Origin of the sequence: Leclercia sp. UBA5958 (assembly GCF_002430365.1) — a bacterium.
Taxonomy (GTDB): Bacteria; Pseudomonadota; Gammaproteobacteria; order Enterobacterales; family Enterobacteriaceae; genus Enterobacter; species Enterobacter pneumoniae.
In genome coordinates, this window is the sequence record NZ_DJCE01000011.1 from 298,657 (window position 1) to 319,058 (window position 20,402).

18 protein-coding genes are annotated in these 20,402 nt (G+C 58.3%); 2 read left to right on the plus strand and 16 right to left on the minus strand.

Translation table 11 applies throughout. The annotated features are described in order from the left end of the window. Nucleotides 1-110: 110 nt before the first annotated feature. The 8 genes from menE to B2Q93_RS16855 form a co-directional block, all read right to left on the minus strand. Nucleotides 111-1,472 (minus strand): o-succinylbenzoate--CoA ligase, encoded by a 1,362-nt coding sequence (menE, locus tag B2Q93_RS16820; RefSeq protein ID WP_286933822.1) that lies wholly within the window; start codon nt 1,470-1,472, stop codon nt 111-113. Further along, on the minus strand, nt 1,469-2,434 hold the full coding sequence (gene menC / locus B2Q93_RS16825; RefSeq protein WP_286933823.1) for an o-succinylbenzoate synthase: 966 nt from the start codon (nt 2,432-2,434) through the stop codon (nt 1,469-1,471). The genes menE and menC overlap by 4 nt, the downstream gene beginning before the upstream one ends. Continuing rightward, entirely contained in the window at nt 2,434-3,291 is an 858-nt protein-coding gene (menB, locus tag B2Q93_RS16830; RefSeq protein ID WP_029740930.1) for a 1,4-dihydroxy-2-naphthoyl-CoA synthase, read from the minus strand. Before menB ends, menC begins: the two co-directional genes overlap by 1 nt. Further along, nucleotides 3,288-4,064 (minus strand): 2-succinyl-6-hydroxy-2,4-cyclohexadiene-1-carboxylate synthase, encoded by a 777-nt coding sequence (menH, locus tag B2Q93_RS16835; RefSeq protein ID WP_286933825.1) that lies wholly within the window; start codon nt 4,062-4,064, stop codon nt 3,288-3,290. The genes menB and menH overlap by 4 nt, the downstream gene beginning before the upstream one ends. Beyond that, nucleotides 4,061-5,731, minus strand: a complete 1,671-nt coding sequence (menD, locus tag B2Q93_RS16840; protein WP_286933826.1) for a 2-succinyl-5-enolpyruvyl-6-hydroxy-3-cyclohexene-1-carboxylic-acid synthase — start codon at nt 5,729-5,731, stop codon at nt 4,061-4,063. The genes menH and menD overlap by 4 nt, the downstream gene beginning before the upstream one ends. Nucleotides 5,732-5,819: 88 nt before the next feature. Continuing rightward, entirely contained in the window at nt 5,820-7,115 is a 1,296-nt protein-coding gene (gene menF / locus B2Q93_RS16845) for an isochorismate synthase MenF (RefSeq protein WP_286933828.1), read from the minus strand. A 92-nt stretch (nt 7,116-7,207) separates the two neighbouring features. Further along, a complete protein-coding gene (elaB, locus tag B2Q93_RS16850; RefSeq protein ID WP_040074693.1) occupies nt 7,208-7,513 on the minus strand; it encodes a stress response protein ElaB in 306 nt (101 codons plus the stop codon). Between the two features lie 62 nt (nt 7,514-7,575). Then, a complete protein-coding gene (locus B2Q93_RS16855; RefSeq protein WP_046884691.1) occupies nt 7,576-8,028 on the minus strand; it encodes a GNAT family N-acetyltransferase in 453 nt (150 codons plus the stop codon). A 71-nt stretch (nt 8,029-8,099) separates the two neighbouring features. On the opposite strand from B2Q93_RS16855, the gene rnz reads away from it, so the two are divergent. Together rnz and B2Q93_RS16865 are read left to right on the plus strand one after the other, a co-directional pair. Further along, nucleotides 8,100-9,017 carry a ribonuclease Z gene (gene rnz / locus B2Q93_RS16860; RefSeq protein ID WP_286933829.1) on the plus strand — a complete coding sequence of 306 codons (918 nt, stop codon included), beginning with the start codon at nt 8,100-8,102 and terminating at the stop codon, nt 9,015-9,017. 64 nt (nt 9,018-9,081) lie between these two features. After that, nucleotides 9,082-10,086 carry a chemotaxis protein gene (locus B2Q93_RS16865; RefSeq protein WP_040074689.1) on the plus strand — a complete coding sequence of 335 codons (1,005 nt, stop codon included), beginning with the start codon at nt 9,082-9,084 and terminating at the stop codon, nt 10,084-10,086. Nucleotides 10,087-10,257: 171 nt separating this feature from the next. Here B2Q93_RS16865 and nuoN read toward each other — a convergent pair whose 3' ends face one another. The 8 genes from nuoN to nuoG all read right to left on the minus strand — a co-directional run bounded on the left by nuoN (nt 10,258) and on the right by nuoG (nt 20,283). Next, a complete protein-coding gene (gene nuoN / locus B2Q93_RS16870) occupies nt 10,258-11,715 on the minus strand; it encodes an NADH-quinone oxidoreductase subunit NuoN (RefSeq protein ID WP_046884689.1) in 1,458 nt (485 codons plus the stop codon). 6 nt (nt 11,716-11,721) lie between these two features. Then, nucleotides 11,722-13,251 carry an NADH-quinone oxidoreductase subunit M gene (nuoM, locus tag B2Q93_RS16875; protein WP_040074686.1) on the minus strand — a complete coding sequence of 510 codons (1,530 nt, stop codon included), beginning with the start codon at nt 13,249-13,251 and terminating at the stop codon, nt 11,722-11,724. Between the two features lie 76 nt (nt 13,252-13,327). Then, nucleotides 13,328-15,169, minus strand: coding sequence for an NADH-quinone oxidoreductase subunit L (gene nuoL, locus B2Q93_RS16880; protein ID WP_040074685.1), 1,842 nt, complete (start codon nt 15,167-15,169; stop codon nt 13,328-13,330). Continuing rightward, nucleotides 15,166-15,468, minus strand: coding sequence for an NADH-quinone oxidoreductase subunit NuoK (nuoK, locus tag B2Q93_RS16885; RefSeq protein ID WP_040074684.1), 303 nt, complete (start codon nt 15,466-15,468; stop codon nt 15,166-15,168). The genes nuoL and nuoK overlap by 4 nt, the downstream gene beginning before the upstream one ends. Then, nucleotides 15,465-16,019 (minus strand): NADH-quinone oxidoreductase subunit J, encoded by a 555-nt coding sequence (gene nuoJ, locus B2Q93_RS16890; protein WP_040074683.1) that lies wholly within the window; start codon nt 16,017-16,019, stop codon nt 15,465-15,467. The genes nuoK and nuoJ overlap by 4 nt, the downstream gene beginning before the upstream one ends. Before the next feature lie 10 nt (nt 16,020-16,029). After that, nucleotides 16,030-16,572: an NADH-quinone oxidoreductase subunit NuoI gene (gene nuoI, locus B2Q93_RS16895; RefSeq protein ID WP_003861491.1), complete on the minus strand. Its 543-nt coding sequence runs from the start codon at nt 16,570-16,572 to the stop codon at nt 16,030-16,032. A gap of 13 nt (nt 16,573-16,585) precedes the next feature. After that, entirely contained in the window at nt 16,586-17,563 is a 978-nt protein-coding gene (gene nuoH, locus B2Q93_RS16900; protein WP_040074682.1) for an NADH-quinone oxidoreductase subunit NuoH, read from the minus strand. Then, nucleotides 17,560-20,283 carry an NADH-quinone oxidoreductase subunit NuoG gene (nuoG, locus tag B2Q93_RS16905; protein WP_040074680.1) on the minus strand — a complete coding sequence of 908 codons (2,724 nt, stop codon included), beginning with the start codon at nt 20,281-20,283 and terminating at the stop codon, nt 17,560-17,562. The genes nuoH and nuoG overlap by 4 nt, the downstream gene beginning before the upstream one ends. Nucleotides 20,284-20,402 lie beyond the last annotated feature (119 nt).

A 20,402-nucleotide genomic window follows, 5' to 3' on the forward strand; every position in this document is an offset into this window, starting at 1 on the left:
CATCAATAAAAAGCGCATTTTCACTGCGCGTTAACTGAAGGTGGGCGCTTACCCTCTACAACATCTCACCGGGTCTGGCAATGTACACCGAACAGCCGGATTTCGGCTAACTATCTTCTCAGCAGGGCATTAACCCACTGTTTTAACGCCTGGCGGGAGATCTTTATCCCGCCATTTTTCAGCTCTGGCGGCAGCGCCAGCCAGTGGATCGGCTGTTCAAAGCGCGCCAGCTTGCCCTGAACCCACTCCGGTAACGCTGTGATGTCCGTGTCCGGCTCACATTCCATGACCGCGACCGGGCGCTGCCCGAACTCTGCGTCGTCCAGCGGGACGATAAACACCTGGTTTACCTGCGGATGGGTGACGATGACGCGCTCCAGCGATTCCGGCTGGATCCCCTCTCCCCCGCTGAAAAAGAGATTGTCCATACGGCCCAGTATGGTCAGGCGACCGTTGTGCCACTCACCGCGATCGCGGGTGGCAAACCAGCCCTGCTCGTTGACCAGCGGCAAGAGCGCGCCGTCTCGCCAGTAGCCCGCCGCCATGCTCTGCGCCCTGATCCAGACTTCACCGTTCACCACCTGCACCTCTCTGCCCGGGAGCGCGCTACCCACGTCCGGCGCGCCGTCAGCCTCTTTGGCGCAGACGGTGGAGGCAAACTCGGTCAGTCCATAGCCGCAAAAAGTCCGAATACCTGCTTCGCGTGCCCGTGCAGTCAGTTCAACGGGGATTTCTGCCCCACCAAGCAGCACGGCTTTCAGCGCGATGCGGCACTCGCCATTAAGCAGTCGCCACAGCTGTGTTGGCACCAGCGAGGCGTGGGTGCAGCCCTGTAGCGCCTGCTCCAGAGGCTGCTTCTCACGCACCGTTAGACGCGCCCCGGCCTGGAGCCAGCGCCACAAAATCCCCTGGCCGGAGACGTGAAACAGCGGCAGGGAGAGCAGCCAGTCGTCGTCATCGCCGTAAGGCATCAGCGACAACACGCCTGCCGCGCTGGCAAGATGCGCCGCACAGGTGTGTACCGCCGCCTTGGGTAAGCCGGTAGAGCCGGAAGTGAGCGTCATCGACGCCAGACGCTCCGGCTGCCACGGGGCGGCATAATCACCGGGTTGGTCATCCAGCGCGAGCCGCGAAAGCCCGTCAAACGCGCCGTCAAGCAGCAGCGCGAAGCGCAGCGTCATCTGCGGGATCAGGACGTCAAGCAGAGGGCGCGGAAGCTGCGGATTGACCGGAAGAATACGAGCGCCGCACTGCAACAGCGCCAGCCACGCCAGCAGCGTCTGAGGATGGTTATGGGCGAGCAGCATCACGCCGTCGCCCTCACCAAGCCCCTGACGGTGGAAGCCTGTCGCCAGCCTGTCCACCCGCTCGCACAGCTGCTGCCAGCTCAGCGCATCGTCGTTTAACCGCAGCGCGGGTTTATCCGCACGCTGCGCGCGCCAGTGTCGCCACGGCCAGTCGGTAAAGATCATAGCAACGGCTCCAGCGCCTCGACCCCGAGGCACGGCAGAGCACAGTCCGGCCATGTGCGGATCAGCTGCGCCTGCATCAGGTTCAGCGTGTCGAGACCCGGAATGGTTTCCGGTGTTAACCACGCGGCGAGGCGCGCCAGTTGAGTCAGTCCGAGGCTGGACTCAATGGACGAGCTGATCACCGCCGTCAGCCCTACGGCATGGGCCGCCGCGACCTGCTCGCGCACTTTCTCCAGGCTGCCGGTAAGCGTGGGTTTGATCACCACCGCGCTCACGCCAGGCTCGGCAATGAATGCAAAATCCGCCTCGCGCAGGCTTTCATCCCACGCAATTGCAATGCCCGTTTCACGGGCAAAGGCACGGGAGTCATCGCGGGTTTTGCAGGGCTCTTCAAGGAAGGCGATACGGTTGCGGTACGCAGGATTAACGTACTTCGCAAACTGCTGAGCCTTGAGCGGCGTCCAGGCGCGGTTGGCGTCCAGACGCAGGTGCAAATCGGGGATCGCTTCGAGCAGCAGATTCGCCACCATGCCGTCGCGCACCGCTTCGTACAGTCCGACCTTAATTTTCGCCACTTTTTCGCCGGGCATGGCGGAGAGCAGCGCAAATAGCTCATCCGGATCGCCGGTACAGAGCGGTGCGGCGCGATAGTTCGCCGCGTCGGGCAAGCGGCCCTCAAGCTCAGCCAGCGCGCAGCTGACACCGAAGGCAGCGGAGGGGATGTCCGGCAGTGCCGGTTCGGCCCCCTCGCGCCAGGCGCGCGCCCAGGCAAGCACTGCAGCCTGCGCCTCCTCCAGCGACTCCTGACTAAAGCCCGGAAGGGGCGAAACCTCGCCCCACCCTTCGCGCTCGCCCTGCCGGAGATGCACGAACAGCCCGTCACGGGTTTTTAATCGCCGTTCACGCAGTACCACGCCCGCGTCCATGGGTATCTGCCAGCGGTAAACCTGCGCGCGACGCATTACGGGTTCCGTTTGTATTTACTGAAGTCTGGCTGACGTTTTTCGTTGAACGCGTTACGTCCTTCCTGACCCTCTTCGGTCATATAGAACAGCATAGTGGCGTTACCCGCCAGCTCCTGCAGACCCGCCTGGCCATCGCAGTCGGCATTGAGTGCCGCCTTCAGACAGCGCAGCGCCATAGGGCTGTTTTGCAGCATTTCGCGACACCAGCGGACGGTCTCTTTTTCCAGATCGGCGATAGGTACCACGGTGTTCACAAGGCCCATATCCAGCGCTTCCTGAGCGTTGTACTGACGGCACAGGAACCAGATTTCGCGCGCTTTTTTCTGACCCACGATGCGAGCCATATAGGACGCGCCCCAGCCGCCGTCGAACGAGCCGACTTTCGGGCCGGTCTGGCCGAAGATGGCGTTTTCAGCGGCAATGGTCAGGTCACACATCATGTGCAGCACGTGGCCGCCGCCGATGGAGTAGCCCGCAACCATGGCAACAACCGGTTTTGGACAGGTGCGGATCTGGCGCTGGAAATCGAGCACGTTCAGGTGGTGCGTACCGGCATCATCCTGGTATCCGCCGTAATCGCCACGCACTTTCTGGTCACCGCCGGAGCAGAAAGCTTTGTCACCTTCACCGGTCAGGACGATGACGCCGATATTGTCGTCATAGCGTGCATCCGCCAGCGCCTGAATCATCTCTTTTACGGTCAGCGGGCGAAACGCGTTGCGCACCTGCGGGCGGTTGATAGTGATTTTGGCAATGCCATCAGCCGATTTGTGATAGCGAATATCGGTATAGCCTTCGGAGCAGTCTTGCCATTCAACCGGTGCGTAGAGCATGTTTTCATCAGGATAGATCATAGCGTTTCCTTAACGGGAAGTCGGAGTATCTGATACAGCCGGGCAGTCACCGCAGCGGGGTTATCCCGATGGGCGTTGTGTCCGGCATGAGGAATTGCGAAACAGGTGGCGGCAAGTTCACCAGCGATGTGAGCGAATTTGTTATCCCGCTCGCCAAAGAGATAATAAAAAGGGAAAGCGGGCTGACTGAGGCCCGGACGCAGGTCCGGCTGCTCTGCAAGCGAAGTGGCCTGTAACATGGCGGCCAGCGTGCGGCCATTGTTCTTACTACGCAGGGCAATGAGCTGTTGGCGCTGCCCCGCCGTGAGCGAGGCAAAAACGGGCTGCTGATACCAGTCGGCAAAGACTTCCGGCAGAGGTTCATGGCGAAACCGCTCCGCCCAGCCGGCATCCGACACCCTGCGCTGGTGACGTTCGTCAGGGTGGCTCAGGCCCGGATGCGCGCCTTCGACAATCAGGCCCCGCAGCCCTTTCGGCCCCTGACAGGCATGATACATTGCAATGCGGCCGCCGAGAGAGTACCCCACTAGCCAGTAATCTAGTATGTTGTAACTAATTAGCGTAGCACGCAGTAGCGCATCGACCTGGGCGAAATCCGCGACCGCAATATCGGCCGACCCGCCATGGCCCGGGAGGTCAAGATAGAGCCGGGGCATAGCGCTAAGTTGCTCGCCCACCGGCTGCCACTCGGCAGCATCGCCGGAAAAACCATGCAGAAATACCAGCCAGGGTTGGCCGACTGTGCCCGCCTGCACTTCTCCGGCGAGGATCACAGGTGGCTTACCTGTGCGAGCATGTTCTGTAGCATCTGCGCGCCGTCGCTGTCATTAACAACGACCTCGATCAGCGTGGCGCCCGGCTTACTCCAGGCACTGTTAAGCGCCATATCAAGCTCGGCCCAGCTTTGTGGGCGCTGGTATTTAAGGCTAAACATGGCCGCCGCATGTTCAAAGTTTATGTTCTGCGGCATGAGGTAGAACTGCTCGCGTTCGCGCGGCGGTGTGGGTAACAGAGAGAAAATTTGCCCGCCATTATTGTTCACCACCAGCAGCACAAAAGGTGCCGAAGCCTGGCGCAGCAGCGCCAGCGCATTCAAATCGTATAACGCAGAGAGATCGCCCACGATAGCCAGCGTGGCTTTGGCGGTCGCACGCTGCACCCCTGCAGCGGTCGAGATCAAGCCGTCGATGCCGCTTGCTCCCCGATTACTGTAAACCGGATAGCCCGCCGGCAACCGGGAAAAGGCGTCGATCAGGCGGACAACAAGGCTATTACCGACAAAGAGCTGCCCCTGCTCGGGCAGACAGTGCCGGATACGGTGCGCCAGCTGCGCTTCACCAAACTGCTCGCTATGTTGCTCGACGAGCGCCCAGGCCTGGCGGGAGAGTTCAGGAATGGCCGTTGCCCAGGGTTTACGCTTTTCAGCCGGATGCAGGTCCAGCCACTCCGCAACCCCCGATACCAGGCGGCGCCCGCGGTGGTGGGCCGGATCGAGCCGCCCTTCGCGGTTTTCGACCAGCCAGTACTCTTCGGGTTCGCAGGTGGCCTGCCACTGCAGCAGCCGTTTGCCCGTCAGGCTACTGCCCAACTGCACAACGATTTGCGCCTGCTGGAGTTCGGTCACCGCGCGGGCATTTCCGAGCCAGAGGTCGGCGCAGGGTAACGGCTGCCCGGTCTGGGATAACACATCGCCAATCAGCGGCCAACCCAGAGTCTGGGCCCATTCGGCCACCCGCTTTCCTTCGGCGGCGCTCATTCTGCCTGCCACGATCACCCCGCGTTTCTGGCGCCAGAAGAACCAGTCGCGCTGTTTCGGGCTGACAAGCTCAGCGGGGGCGCGCAGCCAGGGTTTATCGCTCTGCCACCAGTCGCCCAGCGCCTGCTGCCAGTCAAGATCGGCATTATCCATTTCGCCATACAAAGGCTCGGCGAAAGGACAGTTAATGTGCAGTGCGCCCTGACGCAGTGATCCCACGGCGTTATCGACCGTGGATACCAGCCAGCGCGCGGGGATATCCCGCGTTGGCCGAGGAAGAGAGAGCGTTTGTGTGGGGTGGGTAGCGAACATAGCCTGCTGGCGGATGGCCTGATTCGCGCCGCAGTCGATCAACTCCGGAGGACGGTCAGCGGTCAGCAGGATCAGTTTTTCCCCCGTCAGCCCGGCCTCAATCAGTGCCGGATAAAGGTTAGCCACCGCCGTGCCGGAGGTCACAATTACCGCCACCGGCTCGCGGCTCGCTTTTGCCAGCCCAAGCGCCAGATGTCCCAGACCACGCTCATCAAAATGGGTGTGATGTATAAAAGCCGGGTTGTCGGCAGCGGCCAGCGTCAGCGGCGTAGAGCGGGAACCCGGTGCGATACAAATATGCCTGACGCCATGGCGAGTCAGGGCTTCAAGAATGACCGTCGCCCAGCGCCGGTTAAAAGAACTTACTGACATGAGGTTGTCCGGTATCAAATATGCGACACAGTATAAATAATAGAAAAAATCGTAATTTTGATATGAATCGGTATTGCGCGACTTTGACTTAATCCCTAAGGAGCAAAGAGCGCAGCCCTGCGGCTTTGTTTTCTATCTCTTGCCACTCCTGTTCGGGATCGGAGCCGCTGACGATCCCCGCTCCGGCGTACAGACGGACACGGTTTGCCGCCACCCGCGCTGAACGCAGCGACACGCAAAACTCGCTCTGCTCCAGGCTGAGATACCCGGCGGAACCGGCATACCACTCCCGGTCAAAGGATTCATGATGGGCGATAAAGTCCCAGGCCGCCTGACGCGGCAACCCCGCCACGGCGGCGGTCGGCTGTAACAACAGCAGGCACTGTTCATCATCCGGCTGTCGTAGTGCGGTCCAGATGCAGCGACGCAGATGCTGCACTTTACGCAGGCGCACAACCTGCGGGGGCAACGCCTCCAGCGGCTGGGTGTGATGCTGCAAGCGCTGACAGATATCTTCGACCACCAGCATGTTTTCACGCTGGTTCTTGTCGTCGTTCATCAGCCAGTCGGCCAGGCGGCCCGCGCGATAATCATCGCTGTGGCTGGCAACGGTGCCTGCCAGTGCCTCGGTGCGCAGTAACTCGCCCCTGCGCCGCCACAGGCGTTCAGGCGTAGAACCGAGAAAGGCGTTATCAGCATCAAGCTGCATAAAGAAGTGGAAGCAGCGTAAGTTAACGCGCCGACTGGCAGCCATCAGTGCCGCAGGATTGACCGGGCGGTTAAACTGCAGGTCGGTGGCCCGCGCCAGCACCACTTTGTCAAAATCATGGCGGGCGATAGCCTCTGTGGCGCTGGTTACCAGCGCTAACCATGCGGCCTTGTCAGGGAGATGCGTTTCGCTCACGCTGTGCAGGGAGAGCGGAACAATCGGCCTGGCGACATTTAGCGAAAGTAAAAATGCGCGGGCGGTTTTAGCGTCGTCATGCAGAGAAGTGTCGCTCCAGAGCAGCAGGCGAAGAGTGGCGCGCCCGCCATGCCGCTGCCAGGTCAGCCGCGGCAGGAAGAGTTCGCCCTGATGCGGATCAAAAGCGTTTAAGCCGACAATGCGGGTAGCCGGGCTGTCGGGAAACAGATGTAAAAACTGCCGGGCGGCCGCCAGCGATGAAAAACGTTTAATAGCCCCCAGCGCCGCCAGCTCTTCATCGCCGTTGCGCTGCTGCCAGTAGAATTGCGGATAATATTGCTGCGCGTTGAGCCACGCGAGCGGGTCGAAGGCATCATTAAGCGGGAAGGTGACGTCATATTGGCGTAAGCCTGGCGTCGCGGGAATATCCTGGTCAAGCTGGCTGCAGAGTCCCTGCAGCGCGGTAGTCATTGAATGCACGCAAACCTCTCCCTGCTAAAACCCTACATTATACGGGGTACTAGCATTAAAAGGCAGTACCCCCGATATAGCAGGGAGAAGGATGAGTGCGATTAGCGGCGAGCGAGCAGGAGACCCAGAACCAGACCTGCGGCCGCGCCGACGCCAACGCCTTGCCACGGTTTTTCATGCACATAGTCATCTGCGCGATAAACCGCCTGTTTCGCCCGATAGTAATAGTTATCGGAGGCATTACTGACGCGAGCCTTCACTTCGTGCAGCGCCTGCTCGGCGCGCGCTTTAAGCTCAATGTATTTTTGATCGGCCGGATCGCCAGAAGAGCGCAGTACCTCTTCCAGCGTTTCGCTTAACAGCGCCAGATCGTCATCGACACGAGAATCCCAGGATTGATATGACATAGTTATCTCCATGTAGTTGTACCAGTTCGCTAACTATAGACAATGCCTGGCGATTTCGCCTGTTACGCTTCCTTCGCCATGCCGACGTGAGGAATGCCATCTTCGTCATAGATTTCGGTGACCGGGCGGAAGCCAAAGTGAGCATAGAACGGCTGAAGATGTGCCTGCGCCCCCAGATATAACGCCTTGTCAGGCCACTGTTTTTGACACGCAGCCAGCGTTTGCTCCATCAGTTGATATCCCATTTTTTCGCCCCGCGCTTTGCTGCTGACGATCACCCGCCCGATGGCCACCGGCTCCAGATCATCCTCACTTTTCAGAATCCTCGCATACGCCACCAGTTCGTTATCTCTCCAGCCCAAAATGTGGCGGTTCTCCCCCACCAGATCGTCACCGTCAATATCCAGATAGGGGCAGGTTTGCTCAACGACGAACACTTCACAGCGCAGTTTAAGCAGGGCATAGAGGGTCGAAACGGTAAGCTCGCGATGGTGTAAATCTTGCCACTGAATCATGTCAGGCTCCTTATGGGTTATCATCCCGTTATACTAAATGCTTTCGGTTCGGCAAAGGGTGTTACCGCGTTATGGAACTGCTTTTTCTGGGTACGTCTGCGGGCGTACCGACACGACAACGAAATGTGACGGCCATGCTGCTCGATTTACAGCATCCTACCCATGCAGGTTTGTGGTTATTCGACTGCGGCGAAGGCACCCAGCATCAACTGCTTGAAACGGCTTATCATCCGGGCAAACTCGATAAGATTTTTATTACCCACCTGCACGGCGATCACCTTTTCGGCCTGCCGGGTTTGCTGTGTAGTCGCTCGATGGCAGGCAATGCCCGGCCGCTGACCCTCTACGGCCCGGCAGGCATTCGCGAATTTGTCGATACCACGCTGCGTCTGAGCGGCTCCTGGACGGACTACCCTCTTGAGATCATCGAGATAGGCGAAGGGATCGTCCTGGATGATGGGCTGTACCGCGTTACTGCCCTGCCGCTTAATCATCCCGTCGAGTGCTATGGCTACCGCATAGAGGAGCAAGATAAACCGGGCGCGCTGGATGCGGCCGCCCTGGTCGCCGAGGGTATTGTGCCCGGCCCCTTATTCCAGCGCCTGAAACGTGGCGAAACCGTGACGCTGGAGGACGGGCGCGTAATTAATGGGCAGGATTATCTCTCTGCCCCACTGCCCGGGAAGAAACTGGCCATTTTCGGGGATACCGCCCCCTGCCCTGCCGCACATCTGCTGGCAGAGAGCGTCGATTTGCTGGTGCACGAGGCCACGCTGGAAACGGCGATGGAAGAGAAAGCCAACAGTCGTGGGCACAGCTCTACCCGCCAGGCGGCGCAATTAGCGCGTCAGGCTGGGGTGAAAAAGCTGATAGTGACCCACGTCAGCTCACGCTATGACGCGCAGGGTTGCCAGGCGCTACTGGCAGAGTGCCGTGTATACTTTGCGAATACCGAGTTAGCCGACGATTTCACTCAAGTCAGCGTTTAGTCCTTCACTTTTCCCTCCGCGTGCCGATAACGATTAAAAGGCAGGCATTTCACTTGAGGGTAAAATGGATAATTTCCAGAAAGACATTGATGACAGGGCGAATCTCACCCTGTCGAACCGATTTGAGCTATTGCTGTTCCGTCTCGGCACCTCGATGCACGAAAACAAGTCCGAGCTGTTTGGCATTAACGTATTTAAGCTGCGTGAAATTGTGCCGATGCCGGAGTTCACCAAACCTGCGGGTATGAAGTCACCGCTGATGGGGATGGTGAATATTCGCGACCAGGTGATCCCGGTTATCGACCTGGCCGCCGTGGCTGGCTGTAAACCCTCCACCGGCCTCAATATCCTGCTGATTACCGAATACGCCCGTAGCGTACAGGCATTTGCGGTTGAGTCCGTCGAGAACATTATGCGTCTGGACTGGAAGCAGGTTCATGCTGCCGAAACCGCCGTCAGCGGCCGTTACATTACTAGTATTGCCTGCCTGGACGAGCAGACGGACACCAACGATCTGGCGATGGTGCTGGATGTGGAACAGATCCTGTACGATATCACCCCGGCCAATCACGATCTGCATGCTACCAACCTGAAAACCACCAAGTTCAATATCAAACCTGGTGCGGTGGCCATCGTGGCGGAAGATTCGAAGGTTGCGCGCTCGATGCTGGAGAAGGGTCTGCAGGCGATGGCGATCCCGGCACAGCTGCATATCACCGGGAAAGAGGCCTGGGAAAAGATTGGCGTGCTGGCGGCTCAGGCGCAGGCAGAAGGGGTGCCGATCACCGACAAGATCTCGCTGGTGCTGACCGACCTGGAAATGCCCGAGATGGACGGCTTTACGCTGACGCGTAAGATTAAAACCGACCCGGTGCTGAAGGACATTCCGGTGGTGATCCACTCTTCACTGTCAGGAAATGCTAACGAAGATCATATTCGTAAAGTGAAGGCCGACGGGTATGTGGCGAAGTTCGAGCTGAACGAACTGTCGTCGGTGATCGAAGAGGTGCTGGACCGTTCAATGAAGAGAATTGACGGGCCGCTGATTAGCCGTAAACAATTGGCGTAAGATCGGTGCGGGCTGATGCCCTCACCCCGACCCTCTCCCACGGGGAGAGGGAGTAAACATCAAAAACCCGCNNGGCGGGTTTTTATTTGGTGCGGATCTGGTGCCCTTTCCGCGGCGAGAGGGTGTAAATATAAAAAAACCCGCCGGAGCGGGTTTTTGTTTTTTGCTTGCTTACATCAGCGGCATCGCGTGTTGCACGATGGTGATAAGCGGCTGCGGCCAGATACCAAAGATCAGCACCAGCAGCGCGGAGATGAGCACCACGATACCACCGGCGCTGTACTGCCAGTTAGACGGCGCATCGCGGTTGAGCTGCTGAGGCGCGCTCAGGTAAAGGCTCACGGCAACACGCAGGTAGTAGTACAGACCAATCGCGGAACCGATAACCACACCGGCGGTCAGCCACCACAGGCCAGCCTGCACACCGACGGCCAGCACGTAGAACTTACCGATAAAGCCCAGGGTCATCGGAATACCTGCCAGGGACAGCATCATCACCGTCATCACCGCAGACAGAATCGGACGGTGCCAGAACAGACCACGGTAGGAGAACAGTGAGTCGGCATCCGGGCCACGGTACGGGCTGGACATCAGGCTCACCACGCCGAACGCGCCGAGGCTGCTGAACAGATAACCGGCCAGATAGACGCCTACGGTCTCCATCGACATTTCACCGCTCTGCAGCGCAATCAGCGCCACCAGCAGATAACCCAGATGGGAAATAGACGAGTAGCCCAGCAGACGCTTGATATTGGTCTGGCTCAACGCCATCAGGTTACCGAAGATAATGGAGACGAACGCAATAATGCCCAGCACCACGCGTACCGCTTCGCTATCACCCACCGGTGCGTACAGGAACAGACGCATGACCACACCGAAGATAGCGATTTTGCTCGCCGTCGCCAGGAAGGTCGATACCGGTGCCGGAGCACCCTGGTAAACGTCTGGCGTCCACAGGTGGAACGGAACCAGAGAGAGCTTGAAGCCCAGGCCAACAATCATCATACCCAGGCCTGCCAACAGCAGCGGCTCATGCAGCATACCGTCGCCCAGGCTCTTGCCGATAGCCAGGAAGGAGAGGTTACCCGTCTGTGCGTACAGCAGTGCGATACCGAACAGCAGGAACGACGACGCGGCAGCGGACAAGATCGTGTACTTGATCGCCGCTTCCAGCGAGCGTTTCTGGCGGAAGGCGTAGCCAATCAGACCGAACAGCGGCAATGAGATCAGCTCAATACCGAGGAACAGCGCGGCCAGGTGGTTCGCATTCGCCAGCAGAATGCCGCCCAGTGCGGCAATCAGTACCAGCAGGTAAAACTCTTCTTTGTTGTCCTTGTAACCTTCCAGCCATGGATAAGCAAAGGTACAGGTCGCCAGGCTCGCCAGCAGAACCAGACCGGTGTACAGCATGGCGTAGCCGTCAACGCGCATTAGCGGCGTGACATCCATCGCGCCCGCCTGGCCAACAAACCAGAGGGAAACCAACGCAGCGTTCATACCCAGAACCGACAGGGTCGCATTCAGGAAGTGATTGCGTCGCCACGCAATGGAGAGCATCACAACCACCACCGTCAATCCGACGATCAGCAGCGGTAGCAGCGCAATCAGTTGTTGTGGAGTTATTGTCATGGCGATTTACGGCCTTGTAGTAGAAGCAGAATTAACAAACCACTGCTGGATGTTACCCATCGCGCTGTGCGAGGTATCCAGAATCGGCTGCGGGAAGAAGCCCAACAGCACCAGCAGTACGACCAGCAGCAGGATGATGAACAGCTCACGCAGCGACATCCCCGGCAGCTCTTTGGCAGCGATTTCACTCTTCGCTTTACCGAAATAGGCGCGGTGCAGCATCGCCAGGGAGTAGACGGAAGCGAACACCAGACCAAAGGTAGAGATCACGGTAATAACCGGCACCACTTTGAAGCTGCCGAACAGAATCATAAATTCGCCGACGAAGTTACCGGTGCCAGGCATCCCCAGCGTTGCCACCGCGAAGAACATCGACATCGCCGGCAGCCACTTAATTTTGCTCCACAGACCGCCCATCTGACGCATGTCGCGGGTGTGCAGACGTTCGTACAGCTGGCCACACAGGATGAAGAGACCGGCCGCAGAGAGACCGTGTGCAATCATCTGAATCACCGCCCCCTGGTACGCCAGCTGGCTGCCAGTGTAGATAGCAATCAGCACGAAGCCCATGTGGGAAACAGAGGTGTAAGCAATCAGACGCTTGATGTCGTATTGCGTGAAAGCCATCCACGCGCCGTAGAAGATACCGATCACACCGAGCCACATCGCAATCGGCGCAAATTCAGCAGAGGCGTTCGGGAACAGCGGCAGTGCGAAACGCAGCAGACCATAGGCCGCGGTTTTCAGCAGGATGCCTGCCAGGTCAACGGAACCTGCCGTCGGTGCCTGAGAGTGCGCGTCCGGCAGCCAGCCGTGCAGAGGAACCACCGGCATTTTCACCGCGAAGGCAATGAAGAAGCCCAGCATCAGCAGATATTCAACACCGTGAGACATTGGCGTCTTCAGCAGATCCTGGTAGTTGAAGGTCCAGACACCGGTCGCGTTGTAGTGCACGAATACCAGCGCCAGAATCGCAATCAACATCACCAGACCGCTCGCCTGGGTATAGATGAAGAATTTGGTAGCCGCCGTGATACGCGTTTTACCGTCGGATGCCTTATGGCCCCACAGCGCGATCAGGAAGTACATCGGCACCAGCATCATCTCCCAGAAGAAGAAGAACAGGAACATGTCGATGGCAAGGAACACGCCGATAACGCCGCCCAGGATCCACATCAGGTTCAGGTGGAAGAAGCCCTGGTACTTTTCGATTTCTCGCCAGGAGCAGAGCACCGCCAGAACACCGAGCAGACCCGTCAACACCACCATCAGCAGCGACAGGCCGTCAATCGCCAGGTGAATGGTTATGCCAAAGCGTGGGATCCACGGCAGAATAAACTCCGACTGCCACTGCGGAATGCCCGCAGACTGCGTCAGGGAGTAGCCACCCTGCAACCACAGTTGCAGGCCAAGCGCGAGCGTCAATCCCATGGTAATCAGCGCAATCCAGCGCGGCATCTTCACGCCAAAGCGTTCAGTCTGCCAGCACAGGAAGCCGCCGATGAAGGGAATTAATATTAGCCAGGGTAGTAACATGGCGATTTGCATTCCTTTTTAAGGCCCCCAGCAGGGGCCTGATTTTCAACGAATTCGAATAAAATTCACTTAACGATCAACGCAATACCATCAGCAGCGCCAGCACGACAACCGCACCGATGCTCATGGACGCCACATACCAGCGCAGATAACCGTTCTCGCTGAACAGCAGGCCTTTACCTGCAAAGCGAGAGAGGATTGCCGGAATGTTCATCAGTGAGTTCAGTGGATCGCGCTTAATCAGCCACGCAATGCCGAGGAACGGTTTTACGAAGATCATGTCGTACAGCCAGTCGAAGCCCCACGCGTTGTACCACCAGGTGCCCAGCAGACGGCCCGGCGCGCTGTTAGCAACCGCAGTCACCAACGTACGTTTGCCCAGCCACAGCCATGCCGCAATCAGGATGCCCGCAATCGCGACCACACCGGAGGTGATTTCGAGGGTCAGAACGCGACCGTGCTCAAGTTCGGTGGTTGCTGGCAGTACGCCCTGCAGCGGTGGCACGATCATCGCGCCAACGAAGGTGGAGAGTACCAGCAGTACAATCAGCGGCAGGTGGTGGGTAATCCCCTTCCCTGCGTGAGCGTGAATTTGTTCTTTACCGTGGAAGACGATGAAAATCATACGGAAGGTGTACAGGGAGGTCATGAATGCACCGACCAGACCCGCAACCATCAGATTGATATGACCATTCGCCATGGCGCCCGCAAGGATTTCGTCCTTACTGAAGAAGCCCGCGGTGATCAGCGGCAGTGCCGCCAGCGCCGCGCCGCCCACCAGGAAGCAAGCGTAAACCAGCGGGATGGACTTACGCAGTCCGCCCATTTTGAAGATATTCTGCTCGTGGTGGCAGGCCAGAATCACCGAACCGGATGAGAGGAACAGCAGCGCTTTAAAGAACGCGTGAGTCATCAGGTGGAAAATGGCCGCGTCCCACGCCTGAACGCCCAGCGCCAGGAACATGTAGCCGATCTGGCTCATGGTGGAATATGCGAGAACACGCTTGATGTCGGTCTGCACCAGCGCGGCGAAACCTGCCAGCACCAGCGTTACGGCACCCACGATACCCACCAGATGCAGAATTTCCGGGGTCATCAGGAACAGACCATGGGTACGCGCAATCAGATAAACCCCTGCGGTCACCATGGTCGCGGCGTGGATCAGCGCGGAGACAGGCGTTGGGCCCGCCATCGCGTCGGCCAGCCATGTCTGCAGCGGCAGCTGTGCGGATTTACCCACAGCACCACCCAGCAGCATCAGCGTCGCCCACCACAGCATGTTATTACCTGCCTCGAAGTGCGCCGGCGCCAGTTCCACCATTTCGCGGAAGTTCAGCGTGCCCAGTTCGTTGTAGAGAATGAACAGCGCAAAGGCGAGGAAGACGTCACCCACGCGGGTTACGACAAACGCTTTCATGGCCGCTGCGCCATTCTTCGGATCGGTGTAGTAGAACCCGATCAGCAGGTAAGAGCAGAGACCCACCCCTTCCCAGCCGAGATACATCAGCAGCAGGTTATCGGCCAGCACCAGGACAACCATGCTGGCGATAAACAGGTTGGTGTAGGCGAAGAAGCGGGAATAACCCTCTTCACCGCGCATATACCAGGAGGCGAACATGTGGATCAGGAAGCCCACGCCGGTGACCACAGAGAGCATGGTCAGCGACAGTCCGTCCAGCACCAGATTAAAGCCGATGTTGAAATCGCCTACCGACATCCAGGTCCACAGTGGAACGCTAAAGGCCTGACGCCCGTTATTAAAGAAGTCGATACCCGCATACGCCGTGACCAGCGCAGCCAGACCGACAGACCCCATACCAACGGTGGCAGAGAGATTCTCAGACCAGCGGCCGCGTGAGAACGACAGCAGCAGGAAGCCAATCAGCGGAAAAATAATGGTTAAGGCAAGCATGTTCATCCACGCAACTCACTTACTGAATCGATGTTCAGGTTCTGGCGGCGACGATGGAGCTGCAGCAACAGCGCCAGGCCAATACTCGCTTCGGCAGCCGCGAGGCTGATAGCAAGAATGTACATCACCTGACCATCGGCCTGGCCCCAGTAGCTCCCGGCGACCACGAAGGCCAGCGCCGAAGCGTTAATCATGATTTCCAGTCCAATCAGCATAAACAGCAGATTGCGGCGGATAACCAGACAGGTTAAGCCCAGGACGAACAAAATCGCAGCGAGGATCAGTCCATGTGTTAAGGGGATCATGCGCGCTCCTCCGTTTTTCTTTTCGCGCGGTCGTCAGTGCGGTTGCTCAGCACCTCGCCGACGCGCTCTTCGCGGCCAACGTGGAAGGCAACAACCAGGCCCGCCAGCAGCAGCATTGAGGCCAACTCAACCGCCAGAACGTACGGGCCAAACAGGGCAATACCCACGGTTTTGGCGCTGATCGGCGTGCCGTCGATGCCCTGATCGTTCACGCCCAGAATGGCGTAAACAATCACCGCCAGCATGATGGCCGACAGAATCGCCGGGCCAATCCACACCTGCGGTTTTAACCACTGACGTTCCTGCTCAATTTCGGAGCCGCCCAGGTTCAGCATCATCACCACGAAGACGAACAGCACCATAATGGCACCGGCGTAAACAATGATTTCCAGCGCACCGGCGAAGTGCGCGCCCAGCGCAAAGAACACCCCGGAAATAGCCAGCAGCGAGATGATTAAATAGAGCAGCGCATGCACCGGGTTGGTGTGCGTAATCACTCGCAGCGTAGCCAGGATGGCGATAAGGCCACAGATATAAAAAGCGAATTCCATTGCCCTCTCCTTACGGTAACAGGCTCTTGACGTCGATAGGCTTAGCTTCGTTCTCTGCTTCGCCCTTATCTTTGCCGTCGATTGCCATACCCGCCATCCGGTAGAAGTTATATTCCGGGTATTTGCCCGGACCGGAAATCAGCAGATCCTCTTTCTCGTACACCAGATCCTGACGCTTGTACTCACCCAGCTCGAAGTCTGGAGTCAGCTGAATCGCCGTGGTTGGGCACGCTTCTTCACACAGACCGCAGAAGATGCAGCGTGAGAAGTTGATGCGGAAAAACTCCGGGTACCAGCGGCCATCGACCGTCTCTGCTTTCTGCAGAGAGATACAGCCTACCGGACAGGCTACCGCACACAGGTTACAGGCTACGCAGCGCTCTGAACCGTCCGGATCGCGCGTCAGCACGATACGGCCACGGTAGCGCGGCGGCAGATATACCGGCTCTTCCGGGTACATCCGGGTTTCGCGTTTTGCAAACGCGTGCAGGCCGATCATCCAGATACTGCGTACCTGGGTGCCGAAACCTACCAATAATTCTTTTAAGGTCATGGTCTAAAGCCCCTTATGGCTGCTGCCAGAGAATGACAGCCGCCGTTACCAATAAATTGACGAGCGTCAGCGGCAGGCACACTTTCCAGCCGAAGGACATTACCTGGTCATAACGAGGACGCGGTAACGCTGCGCGAATCAAAATAAACATCATCATAAAGAACGCGGTTTTCAGCGCGAACCAGATGAATGGCGGTAAGAACGGGCCATGCCAGCCACCAAAGAACAGCGTTACCATCAACGCGGAAATGGTGACGATACCGATGTACTCGCCCACGAAGAACAGACCGAACTTCATACCGGAATATTCAATGTGGTAACCGTCGGCCAGTTCCTGTTCGGCTTCTGGCTGGTCAAACGGGTGACGGTGACACACCGCCACGCCTGCGATAGCAAAGGTAACAAAACCAAAGAACTGCGGGATAACGTTCCAGATGTCGGCCTGGTTGTTGACGATGTCGGTCATGTTGAATGAACCGGCCTGCGCCACCACGCCCATCAGGGAGAGCCCCAGGAACACCTCGTAGCTCAGGGTCTGCGCGGAAGCACGCATCGCACCCAGCAGTGAGTATTTGTTGTTACTGGACCAGCCTGCGAACAGTACCGCGTAAACCGCGAGGCCTGCCATCATCAGGAAGAACAGGATGCCGATGTTCAGATCAGCCACAACCCAGGTCGGGCTGACGGGAACGATAGCAAACGCCAGCAGCAGCGAGGTAAAGGCGATCATTGGGGCCAGCGTAAAGATGACGCGATCCGAGAATTTCGGGATCCAGTCCTCTTTAAAGAACATCTTGATCATGTCCGCGACCAGCTGGAGTGAACCACCCCAGCCCACGCGGTTCGGCCCGTAACGGTTCTGGAACAGACCGAGCAGGCGACGTTCACCAAAGCTCATGAATGCACCGCAGGTGACCACCACCAGCAGAATCACAACCGCCTTCAGAATGCTCAGCAGGATGTCGATAAGATCCGGCGTTAACCAACTCATGCTTTTGCCTCCTGCAGGTTATCAAGACGCGCACCCGCCAGAACCGGCGCGATGCCAGGCATACCCATCGGCAGACCCACCTGGCCGGCGGTCAAACCTTCGGAGATAATCAGCGGCAGGCTGATCGTCTGGCCATCGTAGCTGAAAGCGATGTTCGCACCCGCGTTAACGCCAAGCTTCGCGGCGTCCGCCGGGTTGAGCTTGATGTACGGCTGCGGCATACGGGTCTGGAAGACCGGAGAGCGCTGGGACATTTCATCGCTACCGAACAGATGGTAGTAAGGTGCAATACGCCAGTTACCCTCTTCCGCCTGGAAGCTCGCCGGCACGGTCGTGAAGAAGTCCAGACCGGTTTCAGAGGCTTCAATCAGGCGTACGCCCGGATCGCCGTGGCGCAGGGAGCCGCCCACTTCAGCCTGGAACTTGTTCCATGCCTGCGGTGAGTTCCAGCCCGGAGCCCATGCGAACGGAATCTGTGAACGCGGTGCAGACGGCTGGTTGTTCCCTTCCATCGAGAAGGCAAACATCGTGTCTTTGTCCTGCGGCTGACGAGGCTCATGCACGCTGATGTTGGCACGCATCGCGGTACGGCCGCTGTAGCGGTGCGGCTCACGCGCCAGTTTCTGACCGCGAATACGGAAGCTCGCTTCCGGCGCCGCGTCTTTGATACCGGCCAGTTGAGGCAGTTTTTCGACTACCGCATCAATAACGTGGTCGAGCTGCGTCCAGTCCACTTCACGGCTGAGCAGGGTGCTGTGCAAGGAGTGCAGCCAGCGCCAGCTTTCCAGCATGATAATGTTGTTGTCGTAGTAGGCCGGGTCGTAAACCTGGAAGAAGCGCTGTGCGCGTCCTTCGTTGTTGATGACCGTACCGTCGCTTTCGGCGAAACTTGCCGCAGAGAGCACCAGGTGCGCTTTGTCCATAATCGCGGTGCGCTGATGGTCAATGACCATCACCAGCGGCGCTTTTGAAAGCGCTGCGTCAACGCGAGCGGCAGAGGCGTGGCGATGCAGGTCGTTTTCCAACACCACAACGGCGTCAGCAGAACCGGATTCCAGTTCGCTTAACGCGTCTTCCAGCGAGCCGCCGCCAATCATACCCAGACCGATGCTGTTCACCGCACGGGCAATCATGGTGATACCCACGTCCGCGCCGCGGCCTTTCAGGGCTTTAGCAACGTTCGCTGCCGCCTGTACGATCTCGGCACTACCGGCGTTGGTACCGGAAATAATCAGCGGTTTCTTCGCGCCCGCCAGAGCCTGAACAATCACGTCAACCTTGTTCTGCAGGTCACGATCCAGTTCAACGGCCGGAGAGTTGCTATCGAGCGCATGCGCGATGGCGAAGCCCAGGCGTGCCTGATCTTCCACCGGTGCACAGTAGGTCCACGCGGCGATGTCGTCCAGACGGGTATTGTCGACGTTGGTTACAAACAGCGGATGCTTCGCGCGCTGACCGATGTTCAGGATCGCCGCAATCTGCCAGTCAGCCACTTTCTGGGCCGCTGCCATTTCACGCGCTTTACCTTTCACCGCCTGACGAACCGCCAGAGCCGCACGTGCGCCGGTCTGAGTCAGATCTTCACCCAGCACCAGCACCGCGTCATAAGATTCGATTTCGCGCAGCGCAGGGGTGTGAACGCCACCTTCACGCAGCACTTTCAGTACCAGCTGCAGACGTTCCTGCTCTGACTTCGCGATACCGGTATAGAAGTTTTCTGCCCCAACCAGCTCGCGCAGCGCGAAGTTGCTTTCGATGCTGGCGCGCGGGGAGCCGATACCGATCACCTTCTTCGACTGACGCAAAATATCAGCCGCGCCCTGCATCGCCTGCTCGGCGTTCAGGGTGATGACGTCATCGCCACGGCGCTGAACCGGCTGACGCGGACGGTCTTTCAGGTTCACGTAGCCATAGCCGAAACGACCGCGGTCGCAGAGGAAGTAGTGGTTAACGGTACCGTTGTAACGGTTTTCGATACGACGCAGTTCGCCGTAACGCTCACCCGGGCTGGTGTTACAGCCGAGGGAACACTGCTGGCAGATGCTTGGTGCAAACTGCATGTCCCATTTACGGTTGTAGCGCTCGGAGTGCGTTTTATCTGTGAATACGCCGGTCGGGCAGATTTCTACCAGGTTACCGGAGAATTCGCTTTCCAGCACGCCATCTTCCGGACGACCGAAGTAGACGTTGTCATGCGCGCCATACACGCCCAGATCCTGACCGTCTGCGTAATCTTTGTAGTAACGCACGCAGCGGTAGCAGGCGATGCAGCGGTTCATTTCGTGAGAGATGAACGGCCCCAGGTCCTGGTTACGGTGGGTACGCTTGGTAAAGCGATAGCGACGGAAGCTGTGACCGGTCATGACGGTCATATCCTGAAGGTGGCAGTTACCGCCCTCTTCACACACCGGACAGTCGTGCGGGTGGTTGGTCATCAACCACTCCACCACGCTTTCGCGGAACTGTTTGGCTTCTTCGTCATCAATCGAAATAAACGTGCCTTCGGTGGCCGGCGTCATACAGGACATCACCAGGCGACCACGCGTGTCTTCCGCGTTTTGATATTGCTTCACCGCACACTGGCGGCAAGCACCGACGCTGCCCAGCGCCGGATGCCAGCAAAAGTACGGAATATCGAGGCCAAGAGACAGACAAGCTTCTAGCAGGTTGTCCGCCCCGTTGACTTCGTATTCTTTGCCGTCTACATGAATCGTAGCCATTAGCATGCTTCCAGTTGGCTCGAATTGCTTCGAGCGTTAATCAAAATTCTTTTTATCACCCTTACCCTACCCCTCTCCCTGAAGGAGAGGATAGAGCCCGGTTTTCTCCCTCTCCCTTG